Raw genomic sequence first — 16,336 nt, 5'->3', positions numbered from 1 at the left:
GCCCGCGCCAGCTGCCCCGCGCTTGCGCAGGCAGCGGCGGGCCGTCAAGACGCCCGTCGACACACGCTCGGGCGGGCCGCCGTATGGTACTCGCCCGGCGTGGGCGTCCCGATCAGCCTTCGCCGCGGCGGCCGACGGTCACCATGTGGCGCTCGCCGACCAGTCCCGGCACCTGCAGCGCCTCGACCGCGCGCACTTCCCAGCCGTCCGGCAGCGCGGCGATTTCCTCGTCCGGGCGCTGGCCCTTCATCGCCAGCAGCACCCCGCCGGGCTTGAGCAGGTGGCCGCCGAGTTCGAGGATCAGCGGCAAGGTCGCCAGCGCGCGCGCGGTAATGGCGTCAAATGCGCCGGGTTCGGCGAACGCCTCGATCCGCGATTCGGCCACCCGCGCGTCCTTCAGGCCGAGCTGGCGCAGCGCTTCGCGCATGAAGCGGGCCTTCTTGCCGTTGCTCTCGACCAGGGTCACGCGCAGGCCGGGCTTGACGATCGCCAGCGGAATGCCCGGCAGGCCGGCGCCGGTGCCCAGGTCGGCCAGGGCGCCGCCGCGCTGCGCCAGGGCGTCGACGTAGCGGTGCATGGCCAGCGAATCGAGCAGGTGCTTGCCGACCATCTCGTGCGGGTCGCGCACGGCGGTGAGGTTGTAGGTGCGGTTCCAGCGGGCGAGCAGGGCCAGGTAGTCCAGCAGCGGCGTGGCCAGGGCCGGGTCGAGCGCGAGCGCGCTCAGGCCGGATTCGAGATCGGCGCGCAGCGCGGGCGGCAGGGAGAGGGGGGCGTTCATGCGGGGATTATCGCTGATCGCGTGGGGGCGATTGGTTGGGCGGGACCGGATGCGGGTGGCGGGCGAGGCGGCGTGGCGTTTGTTTCGGTGCGGGGTGCGAACCGTTGCGATGTCGTTTGCGTCGTCGTCGGGGGTTCGCGGTCGCGGCTCGCGCCGCTCCTACAGATGGGCACCGAGGTTTGCGCTCAGGTTTCGTGCGGGCGCCACGCCAGCGCGCCCAGGTAGCCGGGCTCGGGGGCGATTTCGCTCAGTCGCCATTGCGCCGGCTCGCCCAGGGCGGGATCGCATTCGATCAGGCGCAGGGCGCCGTCGTGTTCGGCGAAACGCAGTTTCTCCAGGCCGAACGACAGCCCGTGCCCATGCGCCTTGAGCACCGCTTCCTTGGCGCACCACAGGCGCAGGAAGGCGCGGTCCAGATCGGGATGCGCGGCCAGCCACGCGGTTTCGTCGGCGGTGAAGTAACGCTGCGCGATCTGGATCGCGCGCGGCCGGCGCTGCAGTCGCTCCAGGTCGACCCCGACCCGCGCCCGCGGCGCGAGCGCGACCAGCAGGCGCTCGCCGCTGTGGCTCCAGTTGCAGTCGTAGTCCTGATGCGGCGGGCTCAGGTGCGGGCGCTGGCGTTCGTCGCGCCACAGCGACAGGTCCGGATCGCGCAACTGCGCGGCCAGCCAGCGTCGCGCTTCGGGCTCGGCCGGTTGCCCGTGCGCATGCGCCAGGCCGGTCCAGCGCACCGCGCCATCGTCGGATTGGTGGATCGCATCGGCGGGGGAAGGTGAACGGCCGGACAGGGACATGAACGAGCGATTCTTGGCGGGCGCCGGGCCGCTCAGCGTAAGCTAAACCCTTGGGGCGGGTTGGTTGATACGCGATCAGGCCACGGACGCAGCGCGGGGGCGCGGCGGCGTGGGCATCGCGCGCGGGCGCGGCGGCGATCGGCCGTCGGCATGCGATTCAGCTGGACCGGAGCAAGTTGCATACACGACAAGCGGCCGCAGCCGCGGGACAAACACTTTGATGTCAGCGGTTTTCGATCCGAGCCAGAACGCGCTCAGCCAGGATCTCGCCTCGCCCGAGGCCGACGTATTCGCCCTCGTGGCCGGCGCCTCGCAGCGCGCGCTCGCGTTCGGCGCCGACGGCATCGTCGAACGGGCCCGTTTCGAACGCGAAGTGCGCGCGCTGGCCGCTAAGCTGCCGCAGGCGCAGTACGCGGTGAATCTGTGCGAAAACCGCTATCGCTTCCTGGTCGCGCTGTGCGCGGTGGCCCTGCGCGGGCAGACCAATCTGCTGCCGTCCTCGCGTGCGCCGGCGGTGGTCGAGGACGTGCTGGCGCGCTACCCCGACAGCTACTGCATCGGCGATGAGGCACTGGCCCCGGCGCCGCCGCGCTATCTGCACTTGCCGACCACGCTGGCCGAACTCGACGGCGAGGCTTTGCAGGTCGACGCGCGCGGCTTGCTGGCGATCGGCTTCACCTCCGGCAGCACCGGCCAGCCCAAGCCGAATCCGAAGACCTGGCAGGCGTTTCGCACCAGCACCGCGCAGAACCTGGCCGCGCTCGACGATCTGCTGCGCGGCGACGAGGTCACCTTTCTGGTTGCGACCGTGCCGCCGCAGCACATGTACGGCATGGAGATGTCGGTGCTGCTGCCCTTGCTCGGGCCGGTCGCGGTGCATGCGCAGCGCCCGTTTTTCCCCGGCGATGTCGCGCGCGCGTTGAGCGATGCGCCGACCCCGCCGCTGCTGGTGACCACGCCGGTGCATCTGCGCGCGCTGGTCGAATCCGGGATCGAACTGCCGGCGCTGGCCGGCATCGTCTCGGCGACCGCGCCGCTGCCGGTCGAGCTCGCGCAGCTGGCCGAAGCGCGCTATCGCTGCGAAGTGCGTGAAGTGTTCGGTTCCACCGAAACCTGCGTGTTCGCGCGCCGCCGCACCGCGTGCGAAAGCGCGTGGACGCCGTTGCCCGGCGTGCGCGTGTGCCCGCAACCCGACGGCACCGCGATCCACGCCCCGCACTTGCCCGAACCGGTGGTGCTGGCCGACCTGATGGAAGTCGAGGCCGACGGCCGGTTCGTGCTGCGCGGCCGCAGCGCGGATCTGCTGGAAATCGCCGGCAAGCGGGCCTCGCTCGGCGATCTGACCCGTAAGCTGCTGGCGATCGACGGCGTCGTCGACGGCGTGGTGTTGCAGCTCGACGCCGCCGATGCGTTCGGCGTGCGCCGCATCGCCGCGCTGGTGGTCGCGCCGAGGCTGAGCGAGTCGCAGATCGTCCACGCGCTACGCCAGAGCATCGATCCGGTGTTCCTGCCGCGACCGTTGCGTCGGGTCAATGCATTGCCGCGCAACGAGACCGGCAAGCTGCCGCGGCATGCGCTCGAAGCGATGCTGCAGGCCGCCGACGCGACCGACGAGTAAAGCCTCGCGGCGGGTTTGCGGTGGATGCTTCGTTCGCGGCCTCGTCTTCACGGCCTCGTCGGTTCACGACGCCGTTGCCGCTGCGCACGCTCCTCATCACGGAAGCGAACGCGTGGTCACACGATGTGTGAACCTTCGGTGCGTGCGCAGCGCAATCATCGCGCGTACGCCGGCGAATCGTGACTGATTCATCGTTCGGCGTGCCGTTCGATCCCGGGTTTTTCTTACGCTGTCGTCACGCAGCGCGATCCAGACTGCGCTCGCCCTGTCAGGGCACTACGGCGCGCTTCGCAGCGCATTGTTTCGACATCATCGAATTGCCAGGAGGACGCACATGCTCGGTATCATCATTTGGCTGGTCGTAGGCGGCATCATCGGTTGGATCGCCAGCATGATCATGAGGACCGATGGTCAGCAGGGCGTGTTCCTCAACATCATCGTCGGCATCGTCGGCGCGTTCCTGGGCGGTTGGCTCGGTGGCGTGCTCGGCATCGGCGCGGGCACCATCAACAGCGGCGCCTTCAACCTCGGCGGCCTGGTGCTGTCGCTGGTCGGCGCGGTCGTGCTGCTCGCGATCGTGAACCTGTTCCGTCGCGGCCGGGTGCGTTGAGCGCAGCGGTTGCGCAAGGCTTGCGTTGTTGAACGATTGGAAACGAAAGGCCCGGCGATCGCCGGGCCTTTTGCGTTGCTGGGGTGGAGAAATCTTTCAGGACGTTATTCCCGCGTTCGCGGGAATGACGAGCAAAAGCAAAATCGTCAGGGCCACGTCAGCCGAATCCGGCCGAATCCAGCCGAGCAACATCAAAGCCGAGCTAAATCAACCCGCAGCGAACCTCACCCCGCCAACTCCACCCAAGCCGGCGCATGATCGCTCGGCCGGTCCCAGGTGCGCGGTTCGCGGTCGATGCCTGCGGCGATACAGCGGCCGCGCAGCGATTCGGAAATCAGGGTCAGGTCGATGCGCAGGCCCAGGTTGCGGCGGAAGCCGGCCTGACGGTAATCCCACCACGAGAACTGGCCTTCTTCCTGGTGGTGCAAGCGATAAGCGTCGTGCAGCCCCAGCGACAACAGGCGCTGCAAGGCGTCGCGTTCGGCGGTCGAGGTCAGGATGTGGTCCTCGTTCCACACCGCCGGGTCGTGGGTGTCGCGCGCTTGCGGGGCGATGTTGAAATCGCCGAGCACGATCAGGTCCGGGTACTGGCGGATTTCCTGCTCGATCCACGCATGCACCGCATCGAGCCAGCGCAGCTTGTAGGCGTATTTGTCGGTGCCCACGTCCTGGCCGTTGACCACGTACAGGTTGACGATGCGCAGGCCGCCGACGGTGGCGGCGATCACGCGCTTTTGCTCGTCCTCGAACCCGGGGATGCCGATCTGCACGTCCTGCGCGTTCTCGCGCGAGACGATGGCGACGCCGTTGTAGGTCTTCTGCCCGGCGAACACGCTGCGATAACCGGCCGCGCTCAGCGCGGTATCGGGAAAGCGCGGGTCCTCGAGCTTGGTTTCCTGCAGCGCGACGATGTCCGGCGCGAACCCGGCCAGCCACTGTTCCAGGTGCGGCAGGCGCACGTTGAGGGAGTTGACGTTCCAGCTGACGATTTTCATGGGCGTGAGTGTAGCGGTCGGGATGGGATTACGGCGGCGCGGCGGGCGTCTTGACGCTCGCCGGGCACAGCAGCGCCTGCGCGCGCGCGACTTGCGCCGGGTCGGGGGCGGGGAGGTCGTCGTCGCGCTGTTCTTTCAGGCCTTCCTTCAATCGCGCGCAGGCGTCGCGGCCGTGTTCGTCGCGCGAGCGCAGGTCCGCGCCGTGGCGCACGAACGCGGCGACCAGGTCCAGGTCTATGCTCGAATCGGCGGACGATCCGACCGCGAGTCTCAGGCCCAGGCCTTCGGCGTGCGGCAACAACGCGGTCTGCGGCACCGGCCCGGCGCCGGGATAGGGCGAGGCGTTGACGTCGACGCCGGCGGCGACGAGCTGGTCCAGGGCCTGCGCGTTGAACACGTGCTCGAGCAACTGGTACTGCTGCGCGGTGGTGAAGCGAAAGCCGGCCTCGCGCCAGGTGCGCAATCCGTCGGGCCCCCAGGCGCGGAACACCTCGCCCAGATCGTCGGCGCCGGTGTTGTTGGGGCAGTCTTCGGGCGAATCCCAACCGACCTCGTCGGCCAGTTCGACCGCGTCGGCGCGGCCGCCGGGCTGGTTGCGCCGCCACAGCTCCAGCCATTGCGGCAGGCGCGCGGGTTCGTCGCGATTGACCAGCACCGACAGCAGATAGCGCAGCGCGAGCTGCCGCTGCGGCAAGGTCGCGGCGCGATCGCCGGCGGCGACCATGCCGGCGCCCAGGTGCATCAGCGTGTCGGTCGATGCCGGCTCGGGCGGTGCATAGGCCTTGGCCGCCTCGTTGCTGTTGAGGTCGGCGAGCACGCAGAACACGCCGGGCACCGACAGCGGCAGGTTCTTCATGCCCGCGCCGAGCGCGGCCGGTTCGCGCTTGGCCGCGGCGTCGCGCAGCAGCCGTTCGATCGCGTCGTGGCGGGCGGTCTGCAGGTCCTGCGCCGACTGCGCCTGCATCCGGGTGACGACGGCGTGGCTGGCGACGCCGAGCAGCAGTCCAAGCGCCCAGCCCAGCAGCGCCGCGCCGATGCGACGCGCCAGCGCGCCGGTGACCAAGGCCGCGAACGCGCTGCCGGCAATGCACAGCACGCTCATGAAACGGTGCTGGCCGGCGGGGTAGTCGGCGTCGGCGAGCAATTCGAGCGCGACCCAGCTGCCGATCGCGACGACGATCAGGCACAGCGCGAAGATTTGCCTGCCGGTGAAGTTGAGCGGCGGTGCGGCGGCGGGCGGGGTGGTCTGATTCATGGCTGCGGTACCGGTTCTGCATCGTCGGTGGGCGGCGCCGACGGTTCGGGCTCGGCCTTGGGCGGCTTGGCCGCCGCGACCGGTGCCTTCAAACCGGCCGGGCACCACTGGCTGCGAATGCGCGCCGCGGCCGCGCGACGTTGCGGCGAATCCTTGCTCGCGTCGCGCTGCGCCTCGGCCTGGTCGAAGCGCCGGCACGGCGACACGCCCGATACGGATCGGGTCGGATCGACGCTGGCCTTCGCCAGAGCCTCGACCAGGTCGGCCAACTCGCCCGGGCGCTCGCTGCGATCCAGGCGCGCGGACAGATCGTCGACCTGCGCCGACAGCGCTTCTTGCCCGAGGTAGTGCTCGCTGCCGAGCAACGTCGCGAATGTCGGATCGGCGGCGAACAAAGCATCGAGCATCGCCTTGGAGCGCACCGCATGCAGGGCCCAGCGGTGTTGTTCGCCGGCGAAGCCGAAGCCGGCCTGCATCCACATGCGCAGGCCCTCGTCGTGCCAGCGCCGGAACACCGGGTCGGCCGGATCGCCGAGATCGCAGCCGCCGTAATCGCCTTCGTAATCTGGGTCGAACAAGGTCGCGCCGGGCGCATCGGGCTGTTCCAAGGTCGCGCGCCACAGCCGGGCCCACGCCGGGAAGCGCGTGGTCTCCTCGCGATCGAGCAGATAGCGCAGCACGGTCAGCAGCGCGGCCTGTTTCTCCGCGCGCGGCCAGTCGCCCTCGACCACCGCGGTCGCGGCGGTGTGCAAGTCCTTGCTCGGCAGCGGCTCGCCGTAAGCGTGATCGTTGAACCACAGCCAGCGTTCGAAGGTGTAGGTGGCGCCGCCGCCGAGGGCGCACAGCGCGTGCGGCGCGCTGAAATTACCCGGCAACGCGCGCAGCTGCGCGCGGATGCGCGCGCGATCGCCGCCGCGCACGGTCTGCTGGAACGCGGCGAACTGCGCCTTGTCGTGTTCGAACTGGCCGTAACGGCGGCTGCCGACCAGCTCCATGCTCAGCGGCAATGCGATCACCGCCGCGATCGCGCCGAAGGCGAGTCCGGCCAGCGCCTGCAGCGGTTTGCGCCGGTAGGCGGCCCAGATCAGCACCGGCACCGGCAGCGCCGCGGCCACGGCGAGGCTGATCAGGATCGCGTTGAGGTAATCGAAGACTTCGGCGTCGGCGGTGCCGTAGGTCAGCGTGACCCACAGCAGCCACAGCGCCGAGGCGACCGGATACACCGCCAGCGAGTACCAGAACACGCGCCGGTCCGATCGTGCTGCGGGCACGGGAGTTGGGTCCGGCGGGAGCGGCTGTTCTGAAAGCGGCTCGGTTGGAAGCGATCCTGGTGGAAGCGAGGGTGGGCCGGCCATGGCGTGCGTCTCGTGCAGTGTCGGTAACCGGGGTTGAGGCCGGCCGGGGGATCATCGCATCGATTCGCCTCGATTTAGGCACGCAGGCTATGGCAGCCGCGGCTGCCGGGTTGAAACGCAGTGGAGACGGTGGCCTTCGTCCGCGCGCATGCGCTGCCACGGCAAGATCAAGATCAAAAGCAAATCCCCCGCATTCGCTGCGCGAATGCCGCCCCCTTTTCGAAGTGGGCAAAAGCCCGATGCGCCGTGCTGCGTGGCGCGATGCAGGTCGGTTCGCGCGGCGGCGTCGCGGCGTGCATTCGCGCGGCATCGATCGGGCCGCTGCCGTGGATCGTCCGATCGCGCGCGGGCATCGCCACGCGCATCAGATGCCGTTCGAACCGCGGCGATTACTTCGCCAGCCAGGCCGCTGCCGTGGATCGTCCGATCGCGCGCGGGCATCGCCACGCGCATCAGATGCCGTTCGAACCGCGGCGATTACTTCGCCAGCCAGCGGATCATCGTGTCGATCGTGCCCTTGTACGGCGGCTTGAGCAGATCGCTGGCGACCAGCCGGCGCTGGTGGAACACCGGCAGCAGCTTGCTGAAGGTGTCGAAGCCGTTGCGGCCGTGGATCGCGCCGATGCCGCTGGGGCCGATGCCGCCGAACGGCAGGTCGTGGACGCCGAAGTGCAACAGGGTGTCGTTGACGGTAACGCCGCCGGCCAGGGTGTTGGCGAGGATCTTCTCGATCTGCGCGCGATCGTTGCCGAACGGATACAGCGCCAGCGGGCGGTCGAGCGCGTTGATGCGCGCGATCGCTTCGTCGAGCGTGCGGTAGGACAGCACCGGCAGGATCGGGCCGAAGATTTCGTGCTGCATGACCTGCGATTGCGGGTCGGGGTCGATCACCAGCGTCGGCGGGAAGATGCGCTCGGCCTGGCGCTGTTCGCGCAGGGCCGGATCGGCGAACGGTTCGATCACCTGCGCGCCGCGGCTGCGCGCGTCGTCCAGATACCCCGACAGCCGCGCGTACTGGCTGGCGTTGATGATGCGGGTGTAGTCCTGCGGCGCGTGCAGGTCGCCGTAGCGCTCGCGCAGTTGCTTTTGCAAGGCGGCGACCAGTTCGTCGCGGCGCGCGGCGTCGACCAGCACGTAGTCCACGCCGATGCAGGTCTGGCCGGCGTTGAACCACTTGCCGCTGGCGATGCGCGCGGCGGCCAGGTCGATCGGATAGTCGGCGCAGATCAGCGCCGGCGCCTTGCCGCCCAGTTCCAGGGTGACCGGGGTCAGGTGCGGCGCGGCCGCGGCCATGACCTTGCGGCCGACCGCGGTCGAACCGGTGAACAGCAGATGGTCGAACGGCAGCGCCGAGAACGCCGCGCCGACCTTCGGCCCGCCGAGCGCGACCGCGACGCGGTCCTCCGGGAACACCTCGGCCAGCAACTCGCGCAGGAACTGCGAGGTGCGCGGGGTATGTTCGGATGGCTTGAGGAATACGTGGTTGCCGGCGGCGATCGCCGAGACCACCGGCACCAGGGCCAGGTTCACCGGGTAATTCCACGGCGACAGGATGCCGACCACGCCGACCGGTTCGGGCCGGATTTCCGCGCGTGCCGGCCAGAAGCGCCAGCCGACCGAGGCGCTACGCGGACGCGACCAGCGGCGCAGGTGGCTGATCGCATGGTCGATCTCGGCCAGGGTGATCATCGCTTCGGACAGCAGATTCTCGTGGCTGGAGCGGTGGCCGAAGTCGGCGCGGATCGCTGCGTCCATCTGCGGCACGCTGGCGCGGAACGCGTCGCGCAGGCGGATCAGGTCGGCGCGGCGCTGGGCGAGGTCGGGCTTGCGGGCCTGCCAGGTGGTGCGCAGGCGTTCGCGGGTCGCGGGCAGGTCGGTCACGGGCGTGTCGGCGAGGATGTCCATACGCCGCAGTGTAGTCGTCCGCGCCGCACGGAAGTGTGCCGGCGGCGGGGCGGCTGAGGTCAGGCGAGGGGGGCGCGGCGGCCGTCTTGTGGGCGGCGGGCCGGTGTCGGGCCTGCAGGTCGCGGTGGCGGGGCGCGATCGGGGGCGACATCGGGCTGAGGCCGCTTACGAAAAACTAGGGTTTCGCTGCGGGGCTGGATCGACGCACAGGTTCCGACCCGTGCAACCCGGCTTGCCCTGCGTGTCGGCTGCCGTCCGCGGCGTCGCGCGTCGCGCCTCACCGCTTACACTAGCCCCATGAGCCTACGTCCCTATCTCGACGCCTTCCCCAGCCTGGGCGAACGCGTCTACGTCGACCCCGCCGCGACCGTCATCGGCGCGGTCACCCTGGGCGACGATGTCTCGATCTGGCCCGGTTGCGTGGTGCGCGGCGACGTCAATTCGATCGTCATCGGCGCGCGCACCAATGTGCAGGACGGCACCATCGTGCATGTCACCCACGAAGGTCCGTTCACCCGTCCCGGCGGCCTGCCGACGGTGATCGCCAACGACGTGACCATCGGCCACGGCGCCATCGTCCACGCCTGCACCATCGACGAATTCGCCCTGATCGGCATGGGCGCGAAGATCCTCGACGGCGCCCGCGTCTCGCGCTTCGGCTTCGTCGGCGCCGGCGCGGTGATCGCGCCGGGCAAGGTGGTCGGCGAGGGCGAGCTGTGGGTCGGCAATCCGGCCCGGCTGGCGCGCACGCTCAGCGAGCGCGAGATCGAGCAATTGCAATACAGCGCGCAGCACTATGTGCGCCTGAAGGACCGTTACCTGGGCATGACGCCGGGCTAGCCATGGCCCGGTGGCCGCGTTTACAGTCGCGGCAGGGGAAAAAAGCAGGACTCAGGACTCGGTACCGCATGGAAGACTTGCAGAATCCGTACGCCGCGCCGAGCGCGCCGCCGCCGTTGCCGGCCTATGCCTGGGTGGACGACCGGACCATCAAGGCCGATCCGTGGATTCGCCTGGTCGCGCGGCTGATCGACTGGGGCCTGATGATGGTGTGCTTCTTTCCGTTGTTCGTCGCGGTCGGGCTCGAACCCGACAGCAAGGACCCCTCGCCGCTGCAGCTGATCACCTCCTGCGTCGCGCTGCTGGCCGCGCTGGGCTTGTTCATTTATCAGCTGGTGCTGCTGGCGCAGTCCTCGCAGACCCTGGGCAAGCGCTGGATGCGGATCAAGATCGTGCGCAACGACGGCACCCACGCCAGCTTCGGCCGCATCTTCGGCCTGCGCATGCTGGTGGTCGGGCTACTCGAACAAGTGCCGTGCATCGGCCTGATGTTCTCGCTGATCAATGTCGTGTGGATCTTCGGCGAGGAAAGCCGCTGCCTGCACGACCTGCTCGCCGACACCAAGGTCGTCATCGTCTGATGCTCGACACCTACCGCCATGTGGTGACGCCCGAGGGCGTGGCCCTGCACCTGCGCGCGGCCGGGCCGCTGCCGCGCGCGCTGGCCTATGTGCTCGACCTGATCGCGCGCATCGCGATCTACATGGCGCTGTATCAAGTGTTGACCGCGCTGTTCGGCGGCGCCGGCTACGCGATCCTGATGCTGGTCACTTTCGTGATGAGCTGGTTCTACATGGTCCTGTTCGAAGTGCTGATGCAGGGCCGCACGCCCGGCAAGTGGGCGCTGGGGCTGCGGGTGGTCGCCGCCGACGGCGCGCCGGTCGGCTGGATGGCGTCGTTCACCCGCAACCTGCTGCGCGTGGTCGATGCGCTGCCGGTCGGGTACGCGGTGGGCCTGGTGACCAGCCTGATCGATCCGTGGGGCCGGCGCCTGGGCGACATGGTCGCCGGCACCCTGGTGGTCCACGCCGCGCGCCAGCAGACCTTGTACGAAGCGCAGGTCGCGCCTGCGCTCGCGCCGGCCATCGTGTTGCTGCAGCACGAACAGGCGGCCGTGGTCGCCTTCGCCGAACGCGCGCCGCGCCTGACCGCGGCGCGCCAGGCCGAACTGGCCGAGCTGGTCGAACCGCTGACCTTGTCGCGCGGCCAGGCCGCGGTGATGCGCCTGTACGGCATCGCCAACTGGTTGCTGGGCCGCCGATGAGACAGGAACGCTTCGTCGAACGCCACCAGGCCGAATGGCGCGATTTCGAGCTGTGGCTGGAAAAACGCTCGGTCAGCGCGCGCGATGCGCGCCGCCATCGGCGCGAATGGACCGGCATCGCCGACGACGAACTGCCCGCGCGCCACCGCCGGCTGTGCCAGCAGCTCGCGCTGGCGCGTCGGCGCGGCTACAGCGCGGTGGTCACCGATCGTCTGCAGCAGTTGATGCAGCGCGGCCACAGCGTGCTGTACCGGACCAAGCCGGTGCATTGGCGGCGCGCGGTCGAATTCCTGCTGGCCGGTTTCCCGCGGCTGGTGCGCGCCGAGGCCCGCTGCATGCTGGCCGCGGCGCTGTTGTTCGTGGTGCCGCTGGTGACGATCTTCATCGCCATCCAGGTCAAGCCCGACCTCGCCGCCGGCCTGTTCGACGCGCAGAGCCTGGCCAGCTTCGAGCAGATGTACGACCCGGCCGGCAAGGGCGATCTGGGCCGCACCAGCGAAGACGATCTGCAGATGTTCGCCCACTACATCGGCAACAACGTCGGCATCGGCTTCCAGACCTTCGCCAGCGGCCTGCTGGCCGGGCTCGGCACGGTGTTCGTGCTGATTTTCAACGGCATCATGATCGGCGGCGTCGCCGGCCACCTGCAGGCGGTCGGCCACGGCGATCCGTTCTGGCGCTTCGTCGCCGGCCATTCGGCGCCCGAACTCACCGCGATCGTGATCTCCGGCGGCGCCGGCCTGCGCCTGGGCCTGAGCCTGATCGCGCCGGGCCAGCGCCGGCGCATCGATTCGCTGATCCACGGCGGCCGGCGCGGCGCCAAGATCTGCATCGGCGTGTTCGCGATGCTGGTGTTCGCGGCCTTCGTCGAAGCGTTCTGGTCGTCGATTGCCAGCGTCCCGGCGTCGATCAAGTACACGGTCGGCGCGGTGCTGTGGGCGCTGGTGTTCGTATGGCTGCTGCGCGGCGGCCGCAACGCGATCCATCGCGACGACGAAGACGCCGCATGAAACTCGAAGCGCTCACCGTCACCCTGCGTCCGCGCACCTCCTGGGAAGCGGCCGAACTCGGCATGGCCCTGGTGCGCCGCCACGCCGGCGCGATCTGGAAACCCTGGCTGCTGGTGACCGTGCCGATCCTGGTGCTGCTCAACGCGGCCGGCTGGGCGCTGGACCTGCTGTGGCTGTCGGGCCTGCTGATGTGGTGGCTCAAGCCGTGGTTCGACCGCATCGTGCTGTTCGTGATCTCGCGCGCGGTGTTCGGCGAAACCCCGGGCACGCGCCAGACCGTGCGCGCGCAGTTCCGCTGGGGCGCGCGCTGGTGGTTGCCGTACCTGACCTGGCGCCGGCTCGGCCCGGCGCGTTCGCTGTACCTGCCGGTGGACCTGCTCGAAGGCGGCAGCGGCAGCGAGGCGCGCCAGCGTCGCGCCGCGTTGGGCGCGCCGGTCTACGGCATGTGCGCGCTGCTGACTCTGGTGTGCATGAATTTCGAAATCCTGCTGGTGATCGGCACCTTGCTCGGCGCGATGATGTTCATCCCGTTCGACTACCTGCCCGATACGTTCAAGGCCTTGCTGGAATCGTTCACCGAGCAGTCGCAGTGGTTCAACGCGCTGTTGAACCTGGTGGTCTGGATCGCGGTCAGCGTGATCGAGCCGTTCTATGTCGGCGCCGGCTTCGGCCTGTACCTCAATCGCCGCACCGATATCGAAGGCTGGGACATCGAGATCGTGTTCCGCCGCCTGCGCGCGCGCCTGGCCGCGGCGGCCGCGCCGAGTTTCCTCGCCTTGTGCCTGACCTTGGGCTGGATGGCCGATGCGCCGGCGCAGGAGCCCTCGGCGCCGGACGCCTCGGCGATGCAGGCGCCGGCCAAGCAGGCGCCGCCCGCGCAGGCGAGCGGCGACGACGAACAAGGCGACGAAGAAGCGTACGAACCGACCAGCGCGCCGATCCGCGGGGTGATCGACGGCAAGAAAGCCAAGCGCCTGCCGTCGACCTTGAACGAGATCTACGGCGATCAGCGCAGCGACGATCGCGCCCTGCGCGATGCGGTCGCCAAGGCGATGAAGGACCCCACGGTCGCGCCCAAGCGCAAGCAGACGGTGTGGAAGCCCAAGCACGAGGCCGAGAAGAAAAAGAAAGACGAGCCCAAGCCGGTCGATCCGTCCAAGTTCGAGGGCCTCGGCGGCGGCCTGGCCGCGTTCGCGAAGCTGCTGATGTGGGGCCTGGTGGCGCTGCTCGTCGGCGTGCTGGCGTTCACCCTCGGCCGCTGGCTGGGCTGGTTTCGCGGCGGCGCCAGCGAAGAAGAACAGGCGCCCGCCGGCGTGCGCACCGCGGTCCACAGCGAGCCCGAACCGCTGCCCGACAACCTGCCCACCGCGATCCGCCGCCTGTGGCAGGCCGGCCGCCATCGCGATGCGCTCGCGCTGATGTACCGCGCCGCGGTCGAGTCGATGGCCAAGCGCGCCGACATCGTGCTGGTGCCCGGCGCGACCGAGGCGCAGTGCCTGCGCGCCTCGCGCAAGCTCGGTTCGGCCGAGGAGCGCGAGGTGTTCGCGCGCGCCGTGCGCACCTGGCAGTACGCGGCCTACGCCGAAAGCCTGCCCGAGTCGCAGGACTTCGACGATCTGGTCGGCCAGCTCAGCCAGCGCTTCGGGTGGGCGGCATGAACCGCAATCTCGCCCTGACCATCGCCGCCGCGGTGGTGGTGATCGTTGCCGTGCTGGTCGGCGTTTCGCTGTGGCGCAGCAACTACGTCAAGGTCGAGGAAACCGTCGACGAGCCGCGCAGCGGCGAAGCGGCCAGCAACCCGCTGTACATCCTCAAGCTGGCCCTGGGCAACGACAAGGTCAAGGTCGACGCGCGCCAGCGCCTGGCGCTGGCCCTGCATCCGCTGCAGCCGCGCGACACGGTGCTGATCTACCGCGACCCGCGCACGCTGTCGAAAGCCGATGCCGACCAACTGCTCGGCTGGGTCGAACGCGGCGGCCATCTGATCGTGCGCACGCCGCCGCTGCGCGAAAAACTCGGCGAGTCGCCGGTGCCGGTGCTCGATACGCTCGGCCTGACCTTGCTCGACGCCAGCGACAGCAGCGCGGAGAACCAGCGCAACGACTGCGTCGGCTTGTACGAACGCGGGCTCGAACCGCAGAGCCTGTTCTGCAACGCGCGCCGGTTCTACTACTACAACAGCGATGTCGAACCCGACTACGCCTGGGGTGACGAAGACGACGCCTACGTCTACGCGCGTTTCCCGCGCGGCAAGGGTTCGGTCGACGTGCTCGCCGACATGGACTTCCTGTCCAACCGCGGCAACGCCAATCCCTTGCTGAGCGCGTTCAATTTCGGCACCGACGAAATCGCCGAACCGGCCAACGCGGCATTCACGCGCCAGTTGCTGGCGCCGAACTACCGCGCCGGCACCATCCATCTGATCTACGCGGCGGAAGTGCCGTCGCTGTGGAAGACCCTGATCTTCAACAGCTGGATGGCGTGGGTGCCGTTGCTGCTGTGGCTGCTGGGCTGGCTGTGGCAGCGCACCCAGCGCTTCGGTCCGCTGCGGCCGGCGCCGGCGCTGGAACGGCGCTCGCTGCTCGAACACATCGTCGCCAGCGGCGAACACATCTACCGCTACGGCTATGGCGCGATCCTGTACGAAGCCGCGCGTCGCGCCTTCTTGCTGCGCCTGCGCCGCCGCGATCCGTATGCCGCCGCGCAGCAGGGCCAGGAACAGGTCGCGCTGCTGGTGGAACGTTACAAGCAGGACCCGACCCTGGGCGCCGCCGCGATCGGCGACGCCTTGACCCAGCCGCTGACGCGCGACCACGCCGCGTTCCGCACCCGCATCGCCACTTTGATCCGCATGAGAAACCGCTTATGAGCCTCGACGCCGCCCCGCTCGTTCCGATCACCGGCACCGCGCTGGCGCAACGCGCCGCCGCCGTGCGCGAGGAAGTCAGCAAGGCCTTCATCGGCCAGGCCGACGTGCTCGACCAGATCCTGATCGCGCTGCTCGCCGGCGGTCACGCGCTGCTCGAAGGCGTGCCCGGCCTGGGCAAGACCCTGGTGGTGCGCGCATTGTCCAAGGCCTTGGATTGCGGCTATGCGCGCGTGCAGTTCACGCCCGACCTGATGCCCAGCGACATCAGCGGGCATGCGGTGTACGACCCCAAGACGGAGAGCTTCAATATCCGTCGCGGCCCGGTGTTCACCAATCTGCTGTTGGCCGACGAAATCAACCGCGCCCCGGCCAAGACCCAGTCGGCCTTGCTCGAAGCGATGCAGGAACTGCAGGTCACCATCGAAGGCCACAGCTTCGAACTGCCGCCGCCGTTCCTGACCCTGGCCACCCAGAATCCGGTCGAGCAGGAAGGCACGTATCCGCTGCCCGAAGCGCAGCTCGATCGCTTCCTGCTGAAGATCCTGATCGGCTACCCCAGCCGCGCCGACGAAAAGCGCATGGTCACCGCGGTCAGCCTGGGCCGCAGCGCGTCGGATTTCGATCTGTCGCAGGTGCGGCGCGTGCTCGGTCCGGAAGAGATCGTGGCGATGCAGCAGGGCACCGCGCTGGTGCGGGTGGACGAGGCGGTGATCGATTACGTGGTGCGCATCGTCGGCAAGACCCGCGACTGGGCCGGCATCTCGCTCGGCGCCGGTCCGCGCGGCAGCCTCGGCCTGATCCGCGCGGCGCGCGCGCAGGCGGTGCTGTCCGACCGCGATTTCGTTACTCCCGACGACGTGCGCGAAATCGCCAAGCCGGTGCTGCGCCATCGCATCGCGCTGGCGCCGGAGCTGCAGATCGAAGGCCAATCGCCCGACGACGTGCTGCACCAGCTGCTCGCCACGGTGGAAGCGCCGCGTCAATGAGTGCATTTTGATGAAAGCAGGCGTGCCGCCGCCGTTGCCCGTCGCCTCGCCGGTCGC

Annotated in this window: 15 protein-coding genes; 9 read left to right on the top strand and 6 right to left on the bottom strand. The window is 69.4% G+C overall.

The window, feature by feature from the left end; all coding sequences use genetic code 11:
* Positions 1–112: 112 nt before the first annotated feature.
* Entirely contained in the window at positions 113–778 is a 666-nt protein-coding gene (gene rsmG / locus KME82_RS24205) for a 16S rRNA (guanine(527)-N(7))-methyltransferase RsmG (RefSeq protein ID WP_215496294.1), read from the bottom strand.
* A 185-nt stretch (positions 779–963) separates the two neighbouring features.
* Positions 964–1,572 carry a 4'-phosphopantetheinyl transferase family protein gene (locus tag KME82_RS24200; RefSeq protein ID WP_215496293.1) on the bottom strand — a complete coding sequence of 203 codons (609 nt, stop codon included), beginning with the start codon at positions 1,570–1,572 and terminating at the stop codon, positions 964–966.
* A gap of 220 nt (positions 1,573–1,792) precedes the next feature.
* On the opposite strand from KME82_RS24200, the gene KME82_RS24195 reads away from it, so the two are divergent.
* Both KME82_RS24195 and KME82_RS24190 read left to right on the top strand, forming a co-directional pair.
* On the top strand, positions 1,793–3,190 hold the full coding sequence (locus KME82_RS24195; protein ID WP_215496292.1) for an AMP-binding protein: 1,398 nt from the start codon (positions 1,793–1,795) through the stop codon (positions 3,188–3,190).
* A gap of 334 nt (positions 3,191–3,524) precedes the next feature.
* The gene (locus tag KME82_RS24190) at positions 3,525–3,800 is read left to right on the top strand and encodes a GlsB/YeaQ/YmgE family stress response membrane protein (RefSeq protein WP_215496291.1); all 276 of its coding nucleotides are present in this window, start codon (positions 3,525–3,527) and stop codon (positions 3,798–3,800) included.
* A 224-nt stretch (positions 3,801–4,024) separates the two neighbouring features.
* Here the strand turns inward: KME82_RS24190 and xth are convergent, their stop codons facing one another.
* The 4 genes from xth to KME82_RS24170 all read right to left on the bottom strand — a co-directional run bounded on the left by xth (position 4,025) and on the right by KME82_RS24170 (position 9,310).
* Positions 4,025–4,795, bottom strand: a complete 771-nt coding sequence (gene xth, locus KME82_RS24185; RefSeq protein ID WP_215496290.1) for an exodeoxyribonuclease III — start codon at positions 4,793–4,795, stop codon at positions 4,025–4,027.
* 28 nt (positions 4,796–4,823) lie between these two features.
* The gene (locus KME82_RS24180; RefSeq protein ID WP_215496289.1) at positions 4,824–6,050 is read right to left on the bottom strand and encodes a hypothetical protein; all 1,227 of its coding nucleotides are present in this window, start codon (positions 6,048–6,050) and stop codon (positions 4,824–4,826) included.
* On the bottom strand, positions 6,047–7,321 hold the full coding sequence (locus KME82_RS24175) for a hypothetical protein (protein WP_215496288.1): 1,275 nt from the start codon (positions 7,319–7,321) through the stop codon (positions 6,047–6,049). Before KME82_RS24175 ends, KME82_RS24180 begins: the two co-directional genes overlap by 4 nt.
* 561 nt (positions 7,322–7,882) lie before the next feature.
* Positions 7,883–9,310: a coniferyl aldehyde dehydrogenase gene (locus KME82_RS24170; RefSeq protein ID WP_215496287.1), complete on the bottom strand. Its 1,428-nt coding sequence runs from the start codon at positions 9,308–9,310 to the stop codon at positions 7,883–7,885.
* Positions 9,311–9,607: 297 nt separating this feature from the next.
* Here KME82_RS24170 and KME82_RS24165 point away from each other — a divergent pair, with 297 nt between their 5' ends.
* From KME82_RS24165 to KME82_RS24135, 7 genes are all read left to right on the top strand, one after another.
* Complete coding sequence (locus tag KME82_RS24165; protein ID WP_036108115.1) at positions 9,608–10,150, top strand: gamma carbonic anhydrase family protein; 543 nt, start codon at positions 9,608–9,610, stop codon at positions 10,148–10,150.
* 68 nt (positions 10,151–10,218) lie between these two features.
* The gene (locus tag KME82_RS24160) at positions 10,219–10,731 is read left to right on the top strand and encodes an RDD family protein (RefSeq protein WP_215496286.1); all 513 of its coding nucleotides are present in this window, start codon (positions 10,219–10,221) and stop codon (positions 10,729–10,731) included.
* A complete protein-coding gene (locus KME82_RS24155; protein ID WP_215496285.1) occupies positions 10,731–11,414 on the top strand; it encodes an RDD family protein in 684 nt (227 codons plus the stop codon). Before KME82_RS24160 ends, KME82_RS24155 begins: the two co-directional genes overlap by 1 nt.
* Positions 11,411–12,424 carry a stage II sporulation protein M gene (locus KME82_RS24150; RefSeq protein WP_215496284.1) on the top strand — a complete coding sequence of 338 codons (1,014 nt, stop codon included), beginning with the start codon at positions 11,411–11,413 and terminating at the stop codon, positions 12,422–12,424. Before KME82_RS24155 ends, KME82_RS24150 begins: the two co-directional genes overlap by 4 nt.
* Positions 12,421–14,082 carry a DUF4129 domain-containing protein gene (locus tag KME82_RS24145; RefSeq protein ID WP_215496283.1) on the top strand — a complete coding sequence of 554 codons (1,662 nt, stop codon included), beginning with the start codon at positions 12,421–12,423 and terminating at the stop codon, positions 14,080–14,082. The genes KME82_RS24150 and KME82_RS24145 overlap by 4 nt, the downstream gene beginning before the upstream one ends.
* Complete coding sequence (locus KME82_RS24140) at positions 14,079–15,293, top strand: DUF4350 domain-containing protein (RefSeq protein ID WP_215496282.1); 1,215 nt, start codon at positions 14,079–14,081, stop codon at positions 15,291–15,293. Before KME82_RS24145 ends, KME82_RS24140 begins: the two co-directional genes overlap by 4 nt.
* Complete coding sequence (locus KME82_RS24135) at positions 15,290–16,279, top strand: AAA family ATPase (RefSeq protein WP_215496281.1); 990 nt, start codon at positions 15,290–15,292, stop codon at positions 16,277–16,279. Before KME82_RS24140 ends, KME82_RS24135 begins: the two co-directional genes overlap by 4 nt.
* Positions 16,280–16,336 lie beyond the last annotated feature (57 nt).

Origin of the sequence: Lysobacter capsici, assembly GCF_018732085.1 — a bacterium.
GTDB lineage: Bacteria > Pseudomonadota > Gammaproteobacteria > Xanthomonadales > Xanthomonadaceae > Lysobacter > Lysobacter capsici_A.
This window is presented reverse-complemented; position numbering and strand designations above follow the sequence as displayed.